This window comes from Pseudooctadecabacter sp. (assembly GCF_020627745.1).
Lineage (GTDB): Bacteria > Pseudomonadota > Alphaproteobacteria > Rhodobacterales > Rhodobacteraceae > Octadecabacter.
The window spans coordinates 23,357-38,676 of sequence record NZ_JAHDGE010000020.1 but is presented as its reverse complement, the minus strand read 5'-3'; the positions used below and the strand labels follow the sequence as shown (position 1 = coordinate 38,676).

Annotated in this window: 13 protein-coding genes; 5 read left to right on the top strand and 8 right to left on the bottom strand. The window is 60.8% G+C overall.

Features of this window, described 5'->3' with window-relative positions:
• Position 1 precedes the first annotated feature (1 nt).
• From QZ653_RS09435 to QZ653_RS09405, 7 genes are all read right to left on the bottom strand, one after another.
• Positions 2-1,363, bottom strand: coding sequence for a tetratricopeptide repeat protein (locus QZ653_RS09435; protein WP_296419806.1), 1,362 nt, complete (start codon positions 1,361-1,363; stop codon positions 2-4).
• Positions 1,364-1,464: 101 nt separating this feature from the next.
• Positions 1,465-2,691, bottom strand: a complete 1,227-nt coding sequence (locus QZ653_RS09430; protein ID WP_296419805.1) for a CaiB/BaiF CoA transferase family protein — start codon at positions 2,689-2,691, stop codon at positions 1,465-1,467.
• Positions 2,678-4,276 (bottom strand): thiamine pyrophosphate-binding protein, encoded by a 1,599-nt coding sequence (locus tag QZ653_RS09425; RefSeq protein WP_296419804.1) that lies wholly within the window; start codon positions 4,274-4,276, stop codon positions 2,678-2,680. Before QZ653_RS09425 ends, QZ653_RS09430 begins: the two co-directional genes overlap by 14 nt.
• A gap of 86 nt (positions 4,277-4,362) precedes the next feature.
• Positions 4,363-4,926, bottom strand: a complete 564-nt coding sequence (locus QZ653_RS09420) for a TetR/AcrR family transcriptional regulator (protein WP_296419803.1) — start codon at positions 4,924-4,926, stop codon at positions 4,363-4,365.
• A complete protein-coding gene (locus QZ653_RS09415) occupies positions 4,923-5,984 on the bottom strand; it encodes a flavin monoamine oxidase family protein (protein WP_296419802.1) in 1,062 nt (353 codons plus the stop codon). The genes QZ653_RS09420 and QZ653_RS09415 overlap by 4 nt, the downstream gene beginning before the upstream one ends.
• Positions 5,985-6,009: 25 nt before the next feature.
• The gene (locus QZ653_RS09410; RefSeq protein ID WP_296419801.1) at positions 6,010-6,678 is read right to left on the bottom strand and encodes a cupin domain-containing protein; all 669 of its coding nucleotides are present in this window, start codon (positions 6,676-6,678) and stop codon (positions 6,010-6,012) included.
• 27 nt (positions 6,679-6,705) lie between these two features.
• On the bottom strand, positions 6,706-7,326 hold the full coding sequence (locus QZ653_RS09405) for a glutathione S-transferase family protein (RefSeq protein ID WP_296419800.1): 621 nt from the start codon (positions 7,324-7,326) through the stop codon (positions 6,706-6,708).
• Positions 7,327-7,513: 187 nt separating this feature from the next.
• Here QZ653_RS09405 and QZ653_RS09400 point away from each other — a divergent pair, with 187 nt between their 5' ends.
• The 3 genes from QZ653_RS09400 to QZ653_RS09390 are packed head-to-tail and all read left to right on the top strand — an operon-like array spanning position 7,514 to position 10,689.
• Positions 7,514-8,794, top strand: a complete 1,281-nt coding sequence (locus QZ653_RS09400) for a hypothetical protein (protein WP_296419799.1) — start codon at positions 7,514-7,516, stop codon at positions 8,792-8,794.
• Positions 8,791-9,603: a hypothetical protein gene (locus QZ653_RS09395; RefSeq protein WP_296419798.1), complete on the top strand. Its 813-nt coding sequence runs from the start codon at positions 8,791-8,793 to the stop codon at positions 9,601-9,603. The genes QZ653_RS09400 and QZ653_RS09395 overlap by 4 nt, the downstream gene beginning before the upstream one ends.
• Positions 9,604-9,657: 54 nt before the next feature.
• On the top strand, positions 9,658-10,689 hold the full coding sequence (locus QZ653_RS09390; protein WP_296419797.1) for an App1 family protein: 1,032 nt from the start codon (positions 9,658-9,660) through the stop codon (positions 10,687-10,689).
• Between the two features lie 3 nt (positions 10,690-10,692).
• On the opposite strand, the gene QZ653_RS09385 is transcribed toward QZ653_RS09390, so the two are convergent.
• On the bottom strand, positions 10,693-11,259 hold the full coding sequence (locus QZ653_RS09385) for a PAS domain-containing protein (RefSeq protein WP_296419796.1): 567 nt from the start codon (positions 11,257-11,259) through the stop codon (positions 10,693-10,695).
• Between the two features lie 57 nt (positions 11,260-11,316).
• Between QZ653_RS09385 and QZ653_RS09380 the strand changes: the two genes are divergently transcribed.
• Together QZ653_RS09380 and QZ653_RS09375 are read left to right on the top strand one after the other, a co-directional pair.
• Entirely contained in the window at positions 11,317-14,766 is a 3,450-nt protein-coding gene (locus QZ653_RS09380) for a CheR family methyltransferase (RefSeq protein WP_296419795.1), read from the top strand.
• Positions 14,767-14,769: 3 nt separating this feature from the next.
• Complete coding sequence (locus QZ653_RS09375) at positions 14,770-15,153, top strand: response regulator (RefSeq protein WP_296419794.1); 384 nt, start codon at positions 14,770-14,772, stop codon at positions 15,151-15,153.
• Positions 15,154-15,320 lie beyond the last annotated feature (167 nt).

The following is a 15,320-nucleotide window of genomic DNA, read 5'->3' as shown; positions in this document are numbered from 1 at the left end:
ATCACTCGGCTGCGGTGTGAGACGCGGCCATGGATTGCATTTTTTCAATCTGCGCCATGCGGGTCGCAGCGAACGTATCCTCGTGACCGTTACGCAGCGCAGTGCGATTGCGCAACAGGACTTTGGCCTCAGCCGAGCGTCCCGCGCGCAATCCCGCCTCGATCGTCAGACGTTCAAAGATATCACGCTGGGCGTGGCTGCCGCCCATGGTCTGAAAATCGGGCTGGGCGCGCTGAAGGTGGGAAAAGGCCCGATCGTAGTCGGCATCGCCAAAAGCGGCGAGGCCTTCGGACGTGGCCATACCCGGTGTCATCATAACGGCCGAGGTTTCATCGGCCGGCCCTGCGTCCGCGGCCACGCGGGCAATCAGACGGTCGGCCGCTTCGGGTCGTTGACCGATCAGCGCCAGCATATAGTGCATGTCGGCAAAGGTCAGGCACCCGTCATCGGTGCGCTTTTCGGCCAGATCGGCCAGTTCTGTCCATCGGTCGCCCACATCGACGCCTTCAATTTCAAGACGCATCAACAGCGAGGATGCGTTGGAAAAGTCGCGATAGTCATCGGTCTTTTCGTCGCGGACCTTGGTATCATAAAGGTCCAGCACGGTGGTGATATCGCCCTGATCCAGATGCAGCAGTGCCTTGTGCCACCAGACATGGAAGCGGAAGTTGTTGCAGTGATCCCAAGCGGCGGCGTTGCTGTCGATAAGTGCAATGCCCTGATCGGTCAGGTGGGTCATGTCATAGACGTGGGCCACCGCGTGCAGCCCCCATGCGTCATCGCGGGCAAACTGCAGACCGCGCAGGCCCTGCCGTTCGGCCCGGTCGTACTGGCCGGTTTCTTCCAGCGCGAAGGCGTGACATCCCAGCACATATCCGTAAAGCGCATGATCTGGCCCGTGGGCGGGCAGGGCGGTTTCCACGGACCGCAACATGCCGTGGCTGTCGCCCAGCATGAACCGGATACCGTGGGACAATTTCATTGAAATCGTGTCATGGGGCGCAAGGCGCATACAGTCTTCCATCCGCGCGATCGACGCGCTGGGCCGCCCTGCCAGCCAATCGCCCAAGGCATCGACCCACAGCCTTTCACGTTCCAAGGCCCCGCCCTGCGCCACAAGGCGTTTTGCCTCGCGGTGGGCATCGCGCGCGGCCGTGACCAGTTCACGGCGGCCCAGCATCAGGCATGCCAGACCTTTCATGGCGTGGCCCATGGCAAATTCGGGGTTCAGCGTCAGCAGACGCGTGAGATGATCACCGGTCGCGCGCCCGTGGGACAGGATACCGTGAATGACGCCGTTCCATGCCTCAACGGCCTCGGGATCGGACAAAGATGTGGGGCACAGACAGATATCGCAGAGCATCGGACAACCTATGAAAAGCGCGGGGAGGCGCGGTTACAGGTGTGATACAGGGGCCGCGCGGCGGATGCCCCTCACCAAGCCGTTATGGCGCGGAAATGTGATCAGCCCTGAACTTTTTGTGATGCGCGGCTTTCTGCGTGCGCCTTCAGAATGTCGTCCAGCCGGTCCGTATCTGCGCCGAACCGTGGCGGTGCCTTCGCATAGGCGACGGGCGTTTTCGACAATTTGAGGGGGTTTCCCAAAAGGTCTACCGCGCCTTTCGTGGCCTCGGCGGTCGGAACAGTCACCACGACATCACGCGCGCGCGCCTGATCGGACTGCAATGCCTGATCCACTGTATGGATCGGGCCGCAGGGCACGTTTGCGGTTTGCAACATCGCCAGAACGTCGTCCGCGCTGAAGGTCCTGAATGTTTCAGTCAGGGCGGCGGTCAGGGGAACACGGTGTTCGATCCTGAGGGGATTGGTCCGGAATCGGGCGTCCTGCGCCAACCCGGTCAGTCCAAAGGCGTCGCACATGGCCTGAAACTGACGGTCGTTTCCGACGGCGAGGATGAAATGCCCGTCACGGGTCGGAAATACGTCATAGGGCACGATATTGGGATGTCCGTTGCCGCGCCGGCGGGGTGTCTGGCCGGAGGTCAGATAATTCGTGCCTTCGTTGATCAGCCACGCCATCTGGCTGTCGACCAGAGCGATGTCGATGTGCTGGCCGATGCCCGTGGCTTCGGCGTGGCGCAGTGCGGCCAGCATCCCGATGGCTGCATTCATGCCGCACATCACATCTGCGATGCCCACCCCGACCTTCATCGGGTCGCCCTGCGGATCGCCGGTCAGTGACATGATCCCGCCAAACCCCTGCGCCATCAGGTCATACCCGGGGCGGTGGCTGTTCGGCCCCGTTTGCCCGAAGCCCGAGATGGAGCAATAGACGAGCGACGGGTTCAGGCCCGACAGGGCGGCGTAATCCAGCCCGTATTTTGCCAACCCGCCTGGTTTGTAGTTCTCGATGACAATTTGCGCCTGTGCGGCGATTTTGCGCACAACTGCCTGACCGTCCTTGGTGCCCAGATCGGCGGCGACCGAGTGTTTGTTCCGGTTGGCGGCCAGAAAATAGGCGCTCAGATCGCTTTCACCGGTGGGCGTTTCGACGTAGGGCGGGCCCCAGGTGCGGGTGTCGTCGCCCCCGGTTGCTGGATTTTCGATCTTGATGACGGTCGCACCCAGATCACCGAGCATCTGGGTCGCCGTGGGACCGGCAAGAATACGGGTCAGGTCAAGCACCAGCACCCCGTCAAGTGCGCCGGCCGTCGTGTCAGAATGCACCATCATACGCCCCTTTGTCGATCTCGACCGCAATGACGGAAAACCGGTCGGAGGTTTGCGCATCCCGCAATGCGGCGCGTAAATCATCCTCGTTATCAACGGTGTAGCCGTTGCCGCCAAAAGCGCGCCCGATGGCCGCCACGTCGGAGCGCGCAAAATCCACACCGGTGTTTTTCAACTGGCGACCCCGTTGCTTTAATTCGATCAAGGCCAGCGAGGCGTCGACGAAGACGACAAATATCGTGGACAGATTGTTCTCGGCCGCCGTGGCCAGATCGCCCACGCACATCAAAAACCCCGCATCGCCGCTGAAGGACACAATGGTGCGGTTGCGGTCTGCAATCTGGGCGCCCATCGCCAAGGGCACGGCGCACCCCATCGTGCAAAAGCCGGATGATTGGGTCAAAGTCTTGGGGAATTTTGCCCGCCACATCTGGCTGAGCAGGATACGGTGCGCGCCGCTGTCGGCGGTCAACAGGGCATCGTCCGGCAGGATGTCCTGACAGACGGCGATTGCGCGGGCTGGCCCCCAATCACCGCGGGCGGCAAACGCATCCATCAGGGCAGATTTGGCCCGCGCCACGGCATCATCGGGCCAGCCCGGCAGGGCCGCGTCCGGCAACATGGCCGCCGTAGTGGCCACCGGATCACCAATGAAATTATGACTTGCCTGATGCATGTAGTGGTGGTTGGGCGCGGCGGTCATGTCGATGACCGTCTGGGTTGCGGGGTCCCACGGGTTTTGCCAGCCGGGGCGCATCTCAATCGGGTCATATCCGATCAGCAGCACGACGTCGGCCTGTGCAATCAGCGGCATCAGGATCGTGTCGGCCTTGGGCGACAGGCCTGCGCCGCCCAGCGACAGGGGGTGGTCTTCGGGCAGGGTGCCTTTGGCTTTGTAGGTGGTGATAACGGGGGCCTGAAGCGTTTCGGCCGCTTTTGTGACAACCGCTGCCCCTGCCTCGGACGCGACATCAAGGCCCGCGACGATCAGCGGACGTTTTGCCGATGCCAGTGCTGTGCGGGCCTCGGCCAGCGCATCGGGGGCGGGCACCATGGGCAGGGCGTCCGCGCGCAAGATGCCGGTGCCTGTGGCGGGTGCGTCGGCGACGGAAATCGGAACGTCGATATGGACAGGGCCGGGGCGGCCTTCGGTGGCGATGCCCACGGCCTTGTCGATGGTGACATGGGCGGCCCCGGCGGTCAGGGTGAAGGTGGCCTTGGTGATCGCGCGAAAGACCTGTGGCTGGTCCAGCACCTGATGGGTGTAGGTCTGGGCCTGATCGGCATCCACACAGCCCGTCAACACGATCATGGGCACGCGGTCCTGACGGGCGTTTTCCACCACATTAATCCCATTCAGCGCCCCTGGCCCCACAGTGGCCAGCAAGATGCCCGGCGCACCGGTGCGGTGGTACACCCCTTCGGCCATGAAGCCGGCGGCGTTTTCGTGACGGCAAAGAACAAAGGTGATGCCGGCTTTATCCAGCGCATCAAGCAGGGTCAGAACCTCGCCCCCCGGCATCCCGAAGGCATAGCGACACCCTGCCGCGTAAAGGCGTTGGGCGATGACATCGGCTGCGCGCATGGCGGGGCTCCTCCGTTTGTGTGGGCCGGTTCTGCATGGATTGCAGCGCACCGACAAGTCAGGTCTGCGTGTGCGGTTGTAACAGTTCAGCCAAGCCGCGACGACATAAGCGCCAGCGCGGCATCAAAGGCCGTGGGGTCGGCCTGTGTCCGCGCGGCCAGTTGCGCCCCTTCCAGAAGGGCCAGTGCGGCCCGCGCCTCGGCGGCAGGATCGGCCACCTGCGCAATCGTTCCATCGCCGTTGCCCCGCGTGAACGTGGCGGTCAGCCATTCAAGCATCATCTGCCGGAAATCGCCCATGGCGGCGCGCACATCGGTGGTGATGTGATCGCGACTGATGCTGAAGGCCACGCACAGGCATACCATTTCGCCGTTGCCCAATGCGGACCGGTAGGCCGCGATGAGGGCGTGCAATCGTGCACCTCCGGTGGTGTGGGCGGCGTCGATCCTGTCGCAGGTTTCTGCAAAGGCCACGTGATACCGCTGCATAACCGCAAGGGTCAGATCGGCCTTCGCGGGAAAATGGTGGTGGATGCTGGCCTTGCGAATGCCCACATCGGCGGCCAGATCGGCATAGCTGAAGCCGTCAAAGCCTTTCGTTCTGGCGGCGCGTTCCGCGCTGCGCAAAAGGGCGGTCTTGGTGTCTGTCATGCCGGCGTGTCCATTCTGGCGAGGGTCTGTGCCGCGGCTTCGGCAGCCTCAAGCGCGCCTTCGAGAAAACCACCGAAATGCGGCGCGGTTTCTGTTCCCGACACGATGAGCCGTCCACCCCAAAGATCGCGCAGGGTCGCGGGCAGGCCATAGGTCGGGTGCGCGTGCACAGGCGTCAGATCGGCTGCAACCGCAGTGTGCGGGGCGCGCGCCCAGTCCTTTACAAAAAGGGCTTCCGGATTGGCGGCTTTGGGCCCGAACAAACGGGTCAGCTGCGTTACGACAGACTGGCGCAAGGCCGTGTCGTCACGCCGCGCTTCGGGCGGTACTCCGACAAAGCCGAAAAGCGCAAAGGGGCCGCCTTGCGCGGGTGAGGCATCATGGATTTCGACCAATGGTCCGCGGCGGCTCATGGCGTCGCCCGAAAGACCGGCCTCGCGCCAGAACGGGGTGGGATAGACGGCGACCACTTTTGCCTGTCCTGCCATCCACGTGGGGATATTCCCCAGTTCAGCCTGTGCCGCGACCGGCAGGGCGGGGGACAAGGTGAGGGTACGGGCCAGCCGTGGCGGCACTGCCAGAACGACGCGATCAGCCGTAAAGCTGGCCCCGTCCACACCGGTCGCCCGGATGCCATCGGACAAAAGGTCCAGCGACCGGACCGGCGCGTTCAACCGGGCACAGCCCTGAGGCAGGCTGTTGACAAGGGCCGTGACCAGCGCGGTCAATCCACCCTGCAGACGCAATGACCCCTCCATCGACGCAAAGCCCTGTCCGCGATGAACCTGTCCTGTGGCGTCCTCGAACATCAGGTCGCCGGTCGCGAATTGTTCGAATGATGTGAGGCCCAGTTGGTCGATCAGATCGGCGATACGCGGCTGACCGGGCCAGAACCATGCCGGACCCAGATCAAAAGCCGCCCCGCCGTGATGGCCCGCCAGAATACGCCCGCCAAAGCGGCCCTCTGCCTCAACCAGTTGCACATCTGCCCCGCTTCGGTCGAGAAGCCGGGCGAGGGCCAGCCCGCAAAGGCCGCCCCCGATGATGAGAGTTTTCAAAGGTCTCCCTTTCGTGTGGCACAGGTCATACGTCGGGCGCTTTCGCATAAGCCAGATGGCCGGTCTTGATCCAGATCTTTGCGCCCTGTGATCCGGCGGTGGCGGTGATTGCCCCGCCTGCAGGCACACGCAACCACGAGTTTGCGACCAGTTCGTCGCCCCCTTCTGTGACATCTCCGTCCAGCACCAGAAGTTCCAGCCCGCCATCGGCGTCTTTGGTCAGAACCGCACCGGGTTCCAGGGCGTGATATGTCACCACCTCGCGGGCGTCTTGGTGCAACAGGGCGCTGGCGACGCCATCCACGGCCCCGCCCAGTTCTTGCGCCATGTCCTTGCGGAACTGGGTGCGATCATCCTTGTCGAATTGCCACAGCTTCACGAAGATCACACACCCGTCCTGTGATCCGGGGGTATGCGCGGAGGTCGGCGGATTGCGCACGTAGGTGCCTTGAGGAAAGTCGCCGTGTTCGTCCTGAAACACACCGCTGAGGACGATAAACTCCTCACCGCCGGTGTGGGTGTGTTCGGAAAACGCGCTGCCGGGGGCATAGCGGACGATCGTCGTGGCGCGGGCGACTTCGCCGCCAATCCGGTCCAGCATCCGTCGGTCCACGCCGGGCATGGGGGAGGCGATCCAATCCGTCCGGTCTGCGTGAACCACGACGCGGCTGTCGAAATCTGCATTCAGTTCCATCATAATGTCCTTTTTCTAGATGCAGGGTCAGCCCGCGATGCTGGGGCGGGCCGCGACTTTCGTGCGCCATGCGGAAAGATGCGTCAGACCGGCGGGAATTTCCACCTTTGCGAAATCGGCAAAGGCAAGACCGGCAAAGGCGGTGATATCGGCCACGGAAAAGGCATTGCCCGCAAGGTAGTCGTTTTCGGCCAGAACGTCATTCAGATAGGCCATGGTTCGCGTGGCGACCGCGTGTTGTTTATGGCCCCATTCGGCACATTGGTCGGTTTCAAGATCGGGGCCAAGACCCGGCGTGGCATGATGGAAATAGGCCCCAACAGCGTCCAGAAGGCCGGATTCTGCACGCAGGTTCATCATGGAAATGGTTGCGCGGTCCTTCGGGGTGGTGCCTGTCAAGGACGGACCATCGAAGTGGGCGTCGATATATTCGGTGATGGCAGTACAGCGGGAGATGCAGGTGCCGTCCTCAAGTTCCAGCAGGGGCACGACCGCGTCGGGGTTTTTCGCTGTGAAGGCCCCCCTGCGGTGTTCACCTGCCATGACATCGACGGGGACGAACTGCACCTTTTCGGACGCGTTCTTTTCGGCCAGGGCGATGCGCACGCGGGCGGGGTTGGGGAAGCCTTCGGTGTCGTAGATTTTCATTTGATTGGTTCCTGACCTATTCGATTGAGAGAATGCCTGCCTACTACTAGGTAGATACTTGGCGCAAGGTCATTCGGGATCACCTTTTTGTGCAATCGCCTGCCGGTTCGCCACACGATGGACCCGATAGATTGCGCTGATGCGGTTTCGCCCCATATATCAAGGCATTGAATTTGGGGACTGCACCATGACAGACGAACGTTTGACCCAGGCTGAGGCGCAGGGCGTGCGCTATGCGACCGAGCTTGAGGGGCATATCCGGTGGCTTGACAGTTTCTCAGCCGCCGCCTTGGGCGTGCTGGCGGTGGCATCCGGCATCTACACCTACCTTGGTGTCACGTCGCTTCTGGATGACAACGGCGCGCTGAGCTTTTTTGCCGCCATCAGTTATTCCATCGCCGTTTCGGTCGGCATTTTCGTGTTCTGGTCCTATTTGATGCGGCTTTTGCCCGCGGTGCGGACTGTGGGCGCGCGGATGGGGCTGTTTGTGTCGATGTTGTTCGGGTCGCTGGCGATCATCGCCATGTCGTCGTGGCTGAATGCGGCGGCTTTGGCGGGGGCGGCGGCGGTGGAACAACACTTGGCGCGCACGGTGCAGGATTATCAAACCGCCCTTGAACGCGCCAATGAGATTGCCGTGTCCGCCCAAGGGCTTGAACGGGACGTGGCCCGCGTGCGCCAGTCGTTCGAGGACCTCAGCGAACAGGAAGCCACCGGCGATCTGTCGGGCCTTGCTGGACGGGGGGCGGTGTTCCGCCTGCTGCGGCAGAAATCCGACGAATTGGCTGGGCTGGAGGCACAGATCGGCAGCCAGCAACCGCTGGTCAATGCAGCCTTCGCCGAAGGCAATGCCATCCTCAGCCGGATGCGGCAGTTGACGGTGGAACCGGGGCCGATCGAAGTCCGCTCCGTCCAGTTTTCCGAAGAGGCCGTGCGCCTGTCGGGGGTCATCACCCAGTTGCGCCAGCTGTCCGTCGCCCCGCTGGTAAGCCGTGCCGCGCAGGATTTGTCCGCCTCTGTCGTGTTGCCCGAACTGGATGGCAGCACAGCCGCCAGCCGTGCGGGCCAGCAGTCGACCATCCAGTCGGTGCTGCAGCTGTTGGGCCAGCGCGCCGAAACCCTGCGCCGTGCCGCCGAGGGCGTCATCGCGATGCCTCCCCCGTCCGAGACGATCTATACCCCCATCAGCACCGCCGATGCGGTCATCCGCTATGCGGAAAACTTCGTGCCCAGTTGGGCCGGGGCCATCGCGATTGACCTTTTGCCTGCGGTGCTGGTGTTCATCCTTGCGATCACCCATGCGGCGATCCGGTCGGGCAAGTCACGTGTGGGGGTCGAGGACACGATGACCATCGCGGAATTGCGCGCAGCCCTGAACGCCGTGGGCGACATGGAGGCCGCAATGAGCCGCGCCAAGAACAACGCGGCTGATCCGCCCAAACCCTTGCCGGATCCGAAAAACACATGACCGACACCCCCGAAGACGACGATCAAAGTCATCGCCCCGTGCGCCGGATGATTTACGGCGTGTTGGGGGTGCAACTGGTGCTGGCCGTGCTGCTGATGGGGGGCGATCTGTGGCGCGTCCTTCCGCAGATCGGCCTGCCGTCCACGCAGCCGCGTTTTGACACGCCGGTCAATCCAGGTGACCAGACGCGCCGTTACCGGCCCGCCGACATGCCCCTGTCGCCCGCACGTGACGGCAATCCGGCACGACCTTTTACATCGACCAGCGATATGCCGGATCGGTTGACCTTTGACCGCGACGGCGGCCGTCTGACCCTCACCGGTCGCATCGCTCCGGGGGATGCTGACAGGTTTGCCGATTTTCTGGTGGCCGAGGAAACGGCCGGGCGCGACCTTCCCGACATCTTACGGCTGAATTCGCCGGGGGGGTCGGTGTCGGATGCCCTCAGCATCGGCCAACGGGCGCGCGACGACGGTATGGACACCGTCATGGAGGCAGGTGACATCTGCCTGTCTGCCTGCCCCTACATGTTGTCCGCGGGGGTGATCCGAACGGTCGATGACGACGCACAAGTCGGTGTGCATCAGCACTTTTTTGACACCAACACGATCCTGCCGGCCTTTCTGGCGGTTGAGGATATCCAGCGCGGTCAGGGGCAGGTCATGACCTACCTGATCGACATGGGCGTGAACCCCGAAGTGATGCAGCACGCGCTGGTGACACCGCCTGACGAAATCTATGTCCTGCTGCCTGAGCAACTGGTTGAATATGATATCGTGACGCCGCAGTCCGCCGAAACCGAAGGGTGATGGCACTTTTGCGCGGCTGGTGCGTTGGACACCTGCCAGCATAAAGGACCTGTCATGATCAAACGCACCCTGCACCGTCTGTCCCTGCGTGCCGAACGTCTTTACGACCGCTTTTTTCACCGCACCGGTGCCGGTCGCGAAATTGACCCCTATATCGGCTATGCCACGCCCGAGGGCGTTGTTTTGCGCGGGCGGGTTCTGTCGCATCTGCACCGTGACGCCCCGTTGAAGACCCAATCCAAGCTGGCCAACCTGCGGGACATGTTCGAGTTGTTTTTGACGGACGAGGTGGCCGACGCCGAGGTCCGGTCGGGATCCGTCACGACACGCACCGACGAAGAAGGCTATTTCACTCTGCACCTTCCGCGTGATCTGACGCCCGGCTGGACAAGCCGTGCGGTCACCGTCGAAGACGGACCCGAGGTGGCGTGCCCCGTCATGATCCCCCGTGAAGATGCGGCTTTTATTGTGATTTCGGACATTGACGACACGATGCTGCGCACGGGGGCCTATTCGCTGATCAAGAACCTTTATACGTCATTTACCGGCAATTCCGCCACGCGTGAGGTGTTTTCCGACAGCATCGACCTGATGCAGGACCTGCACGACGGGGGGCGCAATCCGGTGTTTTATGTCAGTTCCTCCCCGTGGAACCTGCATGATTTTCTCAGCGATATTTTCGACAACACCGGATTGGTGAAGGGACCGATGTTCCTGCGTGATCTGGGGTTGAGCGAGACGAAATTCATCACCGAAGGCCACGGCAACCACAAAGGGGCCAGCATTGATACCATTCTGGCCGCCAATCCGGATCTGCCGGCCATTCTGCTGGGCGATACCGGCCAACATGATGCCCAGATTTACCGCGACGTGATCGACCGCCATCCGGGCCGGATCAGGGCCGTCGGGCTGCGCGCGCCCGGACCGGGCCTTGATGCTGCCGACCGTCACGATCTTGCGGCCCTGAGTGACACAGAGGTGACCGTCTTTTCGGGGCCGGATTTCACCGGATTTTCGGAGAGCGTCAAAACAGCGCATCCCGACCTGTTCGAACAGCCTGCGCCTGTGCAAAAAGCGGCGCAATAGCGATCAACCCTTCAGCAGTGTCCCTGTCTTGATGCGGTGCATCACATCCCATGATTTCAGAACACGGATGGTCGATTCCATGACCGTTCGCCGCTGTTCCAGCCGAATGCGCAGCCCGTGATCAAGGACACTGCGGGTCCGTATACCCCACATCTTCGTCGCTTTCGCATCGCGCAAAACGGTGAGGGCCTCGGTCTCTGCCAATTCGAACTGCGCCCCCATGGCCAGATTTGACACAGGGCCGACGGGGCCAAGGGATTGAATATAAAGCATGTTGTAAAATGCCTCGCCGGTCATGCGCCGGTTTTGCAAGACAACTTGCGTCCGCTCTCCCGCGCTTAATGCACGGCGGATTTCGGCGCGACTGTCTTCGTTGTCAAAATCCGACTGGAGGAAACGACAGTTCCGGCCAAGGTAATTTGCGTCACAGCCTGTCATCTCGAAAAACTGCCTGTTCATGTAGATGAGGGGCTGATCGGGCAGGGTCAGATCAGACAGGGTGATCGCATAGGGGACACGGCCAAGGATCGGTTCAATACTGTCTAGATAATCTTTGGTCTCGTCAGTCATGATGAACCGTGCAATGATTATGGCTGCGTTTTACCTAATTAAGAGCAAATTGCACTGATGTCCGCGAAAAAGTCAGAACAGGATCACACAATTGTTGTGGGCGTGGGTGCTTCTGCCGGGGGATTGGAAGCCTTCAAGTCCCTTCTGAAAGGTCTGCCGAACCAGCATGATCTGGTCATCATTCTGGTGCAGCACCTTGATCCCGACCACGAAAGCCTGATGCCGGAACTGGTTGCGGCCAAGACGCGCACGCCTGTTCATAGCATCACCGACGGGATGCAGATCCAACGGGGGCACATTTATTTGATGCCACCCGGTCATGAACTGGAAATGGACGGCGATGTCATGAAACTGGTGGCGTTTTCGTCCCCGCGCGGGCTGCGCCGCCCGATTGACCGGTTCTTTACCTCGCTGGCTGTGTCCCACGGCGAAAACGCTGTCGCCGTCGTTTTGTCCGGAACAGGAAGCGACGGGGCCAACGGCGCGCGCGAGGTCAAGGGGCAGGGCGGTCTGGTGTTCGTGCAAACCCCGCTTGAGGCGCAATACGACGGGATGCCACAAAGCGTGATCCAGCAAAACACCGCGGATGTCGTGGTGGGTGCGGCAGAAATGATCGACGTGGTGCGCGATTATTTCAGCTTGCGGTCCAGAACCATCGAATCCTCGGACAAGGAGGGCGGGTTCCTTGACCGGATCATGCGGCACGTCAAATTCCGGACCGGCCACGATTTCAGCCAGTACAAGGAGGCCACGATGCGCCGCCGTGTGGCTGTGCGCATGTCCGTCCTCAACATTCAGGACCCCCGCGATTACCTGTCCTATCTGGTGGAAACCAAGAACGAGGCGGACATCCTGTTTCAGGACCTGCTGATCAATGTCACCAGTTTCTTCCGCGACCCCGAACATTTCGAAACGCTGAAGACCGAAGTGATCCCCGATCTGGTGTCCGAGACCAGCGAACACGGTGATTTGCGGGTCTGGGTTGCGGGATGTTCAACAGGGGAAGAGGCCTACACCCTCGCGATCCTGATTTCCGAAGAAATCAGCCGCGTGAACAAGCAGATGAACGTGACGATTTTCGGCACGGACATTGATGACAAGGCGCTGGCCACGGCGCGGTTGGGGCGCTACCCCGAATCCATCTCGATGAATATGCCCGAGGGCATTCTTGAGCGCTATTTCCGCCCGTCGCAGGACGGCTACGAAGTCGGCCCGCAACTGCGCGAGATGGTCCGGTTTTCGCGGCACAGCTTTATCAAGGATCCGCCCTTTTCGCGGCTTGATCTGGTGTCCTGCCGCAATGTGCTGATCTACCTGAAGGAGCCGCTTCAGGAACTGACGTCGCGCGTGTTCCATTATGCCCTGCGCGGGGGCGGTTATCTGTTTTTGGGACCAAGCGAGAACCCCAGCGCATTGGCAAGCTATTTCGTCGAGACCAGCAACCGCGCGCGGATTTTCCGCCGCCGTCCGGGGCAGGCCAAACCGCTGAGCCTTGGGGCGTTGTCCGGTGCCGTGATGAAGCGCAAGGCGGCCGAACAGGAAAGATTGGGTCGGCAGGAAGCCTTTACAGACGTCGAACGTGTCATTCTGGACAATTTCATTCCCGCCTATCTTCACACGGATGCCGACAACAAGCTGATGTATTCGTCGCCCAATGCCACGCGCTATCTGACGTTGCGACCGGGAAAGACCACCACCAATGTGTTCGAGGTGATCGCCCCCGAACTTGAACCTACATTCCGCCGTGTGTCGCGATCCAATACCCAGATCGGCACCACGTCCGAATTCGAATTTCAGGGGTCAATCAACGGGCAGGAGGAACGGGTCATCATTTCAACCCGCCGGTTGAATGACGGAACCATCCTGTACGTTCTAGACGACAATCTGAAGCTGCTGGAAAGCCGGCCGGGCGGGACCACCGAACTGGGGTCGAAACAGGACACCTATTTGCGCCAGCTTGAAATCGAACTGGACGAGGCCAAGCAGGCCGTGCGCACCACGGTTGAGGAACTTGAGACATCAAACGAGGAGCTGAAAAGCTCCAACGAGGAAATGATGTCGATGAACGAGGAACTGCAGTCAGCCAACGAAGAATTGACGACGATCAATGACGAGCTGCAGGAAAAGCTGCGCGAACTCAATCAGGTCAATATTGATCTGGACAACTTTGTGGTCAGCACACGGGTGCCGACCGTATTCCTGACGTCCAATCTGACGCTTCTGCGGTATACCCCGGAAACCGACCAGATTTTCAGTTTTTCAGAGGCCGATCTTGGCCGGCCCCTCAAGGATTTGAGCGCGCGCATAGATCAAAAACGTCTGCTGGCGCTGTGCGACCAGTCCATATCCACACAAAAGGAACTTCAGGAAGAATTTCGCAGCGATGACGGCACCGTCATTTACCGTGTTCGGATCATGCCATTCTCTCCGGATGGTCAGAAACAACGCGGCGTGGTGTTTACGTTTCAGGATATCACCCCCCTGCGCGAGGCGATTGACGAGGCCGTCGAAGCGCGGGCTGCGGCCGAAGAACAAAGCCATGAGGTCAACCAGATCTATGCCAACAGCCCGCTGGCGATGGGGCTGATCACGCCGGATATGAAGTATGCGCGGCTGAACCAGAAGCTGGCCGATATCAACGGTGTGCCCCTTGAAGGGCACGTGGGCAAAACGATCCGGCAGGTCATTCCCAATGTGGCGGACCAGACCGAAGACATCGTCCGCAAGGTCGTCCAGACCGGTGAGGCGATCACCGGCGAAAGGGTGACGGGGCATACCATCAACGACCCAGAGACCATCCATGAATGGGAAAGCGATTGGGTGCCGTTCAGAGTAAACGACGAGATTGCGGCGGTGTCCGTGACGGTACGGGATATCACGGATCAGGTCCGCACATCCGACACCCTGCGCGATATCATGCACGAGCTTGAACACCGTGTGAAAAATATGTTGTCCAACGTCAAAGCGCTGGTCAATCGCGCGGCACGGGACGCAACGACGGACCGGTCAGTCTTTGAGACACTGAACAAACGCATACAGGGGCTGTCGCAGACCCATTCCTTGTTGACGGCTGAGGCATGGTCGTCCGCACCGATAGGCCAGTTGTTCCGGCTTGAGACGGTCGATGTTTACGGCGAGGACCGTGTGACATTGTCGGGCCCGCCGGTGCGCGTCAGTTCCGAAGCGACGTTGTCCATCGGTATGGCGATCCACGAACTTGCGACCAACGCTGCGAAATATGGCGCGCTGTCCGAACCGGACGGGCATGTGGACATTTCGTGGACCCGTATTGCGGACGCCCGCAGCGATCGTCTGGTCATCGAGTGGAAGGAAACCGGCGGGCCGGAAGTGACGCCCCCCACCCAATCCGGATTCGGCACGCGTCTGGTCGGATTAACCATTGAGGGAAATCTTGAAGGAAAAGTTAACAATTCTTGGGAACCTTCGGGCCTCAAAGTCGTTATGGAAATGGATTATGAGGCAATATCTGTCGCGACGCAGGACTAAAAATTGTTTGAAAACAGTACGATACTTTATCTTGAAGACGAACCTTTGATAGCGATGGACACGGGTGATCACCTCGAAGATTTGGGGTTTTCGCGCGTAGATATCGCCTACAGACTGGCCAGCGCGCAGAAGCTGGTAGAAAAACATACCTTCGATTTTGCGCTTCTGGACATCAACGTCGACGGCGGTCAGACCAGTCTGGACCTTGGACGCAGGCTGGCCAAAGGCGGCACGACGGTCATTTTCGCATCCGGCAACAGCGGTGCGGGACGTGATTTGCGGGCCGAAGGGTTTTCCTTTCTCGACAAACCTTTCGCTCTGTCCGACCTGACAGACCATTTGGCAGCGATGGTTGCGTTCAAGGCCGAACGGCGCACCGGATCCTGACATCGCCGTCGCGGCAAATACGCGTCCAGAAACCGCCCGTTTTTCGGGCATACCGACTTGATTTTGCGCGACGCAAGCGTCTGGCCATCATGGCTTTACCGGATGGACCCATTGGGGCAGTCTGTATCGTGGCGACCCGTGCGGGTCCACGCTACACCCTAGGCCAC

Bases quoted from the DNA above. Each gene is read 5' to 3' on its own strand.
- QZ653_RS09410 (WP_296419801.1), bottom strand. From the start codon at position 6,678: ATGGAACTGAATGCAGATTTCGACAGCCGCGTCGTGGTTCACGCAGAC.
- QZ653_RS09405 (WP_296419800.1), bottom strand. From the start codon at position 7,326: ATGAAAATCTACGACACCGAAGGCTTCCCCAACCCCGCCCGCGTGCGC.
- QZ653_RS09395 (WP_296419798.1), top strand. From the start codon at position 8,791: ATGACCGACACCCCCGAAGACGACGATCAAAGTCATCGCCCCGTGCGC.
- QZ653_RS09390 (WP_296419797.1), top strand. From the start codon at position 9,658: ATGATCAAACGCACCCTGCACCGTCTGTCCCTGCGTGCCGAACGTCTT.
- QZ653_RS09435 (WP_296419806.1), bottom strand. From the start codon at position 1,363: ATGCTCTGCGATATCTGTCTGTGCCCCACATCTTTGTCCGATCCCGAG.
- QZ653_RS09425 (WP_296419804.1), bottom strand. From the start codon at position 4,276: ATGCGCGCAGCCGATGTCATCGCCCAACGCCTTTACGCGGCAGGGTGT.
- QZ653_RS09385 (WP_296419796.1), bottom strand. From the start codon at position 11,259: ATGACTGACGAGACCAAAGATTATCTAGACAGTATTGAACCGATCCTT.
- QZ653_RS09430 (WP_296419805.1), bottom strand. From the start codon at position 2,691: ATGGTGCATTCTGACACGACGGCCGGCGCACTTGACGGGGTGCTGGTG.
- QZ653_RS09420 (WP_296419803.1), bottom strand. From the start codon at position 4,926: ATGACAGACACCAAGACCGCCCTTTTGCGCAGCGCGGAACGCGCCGCC.
- QZ653_RS09380 (WP_296419795.1), top strand. From the start codon at position 11,317: ATGTCCGCGAAAAAGTCAGAACAGGATCACACAATTGTTGTGGGCGTG.
- QZ653_RS09400 (WP_296419799.1), top strand. From the start codon at position 7,514: ATGACAGACGAACGTTTGACCCAGGCTGAGGCGCAGGGCGTGCGCTAT.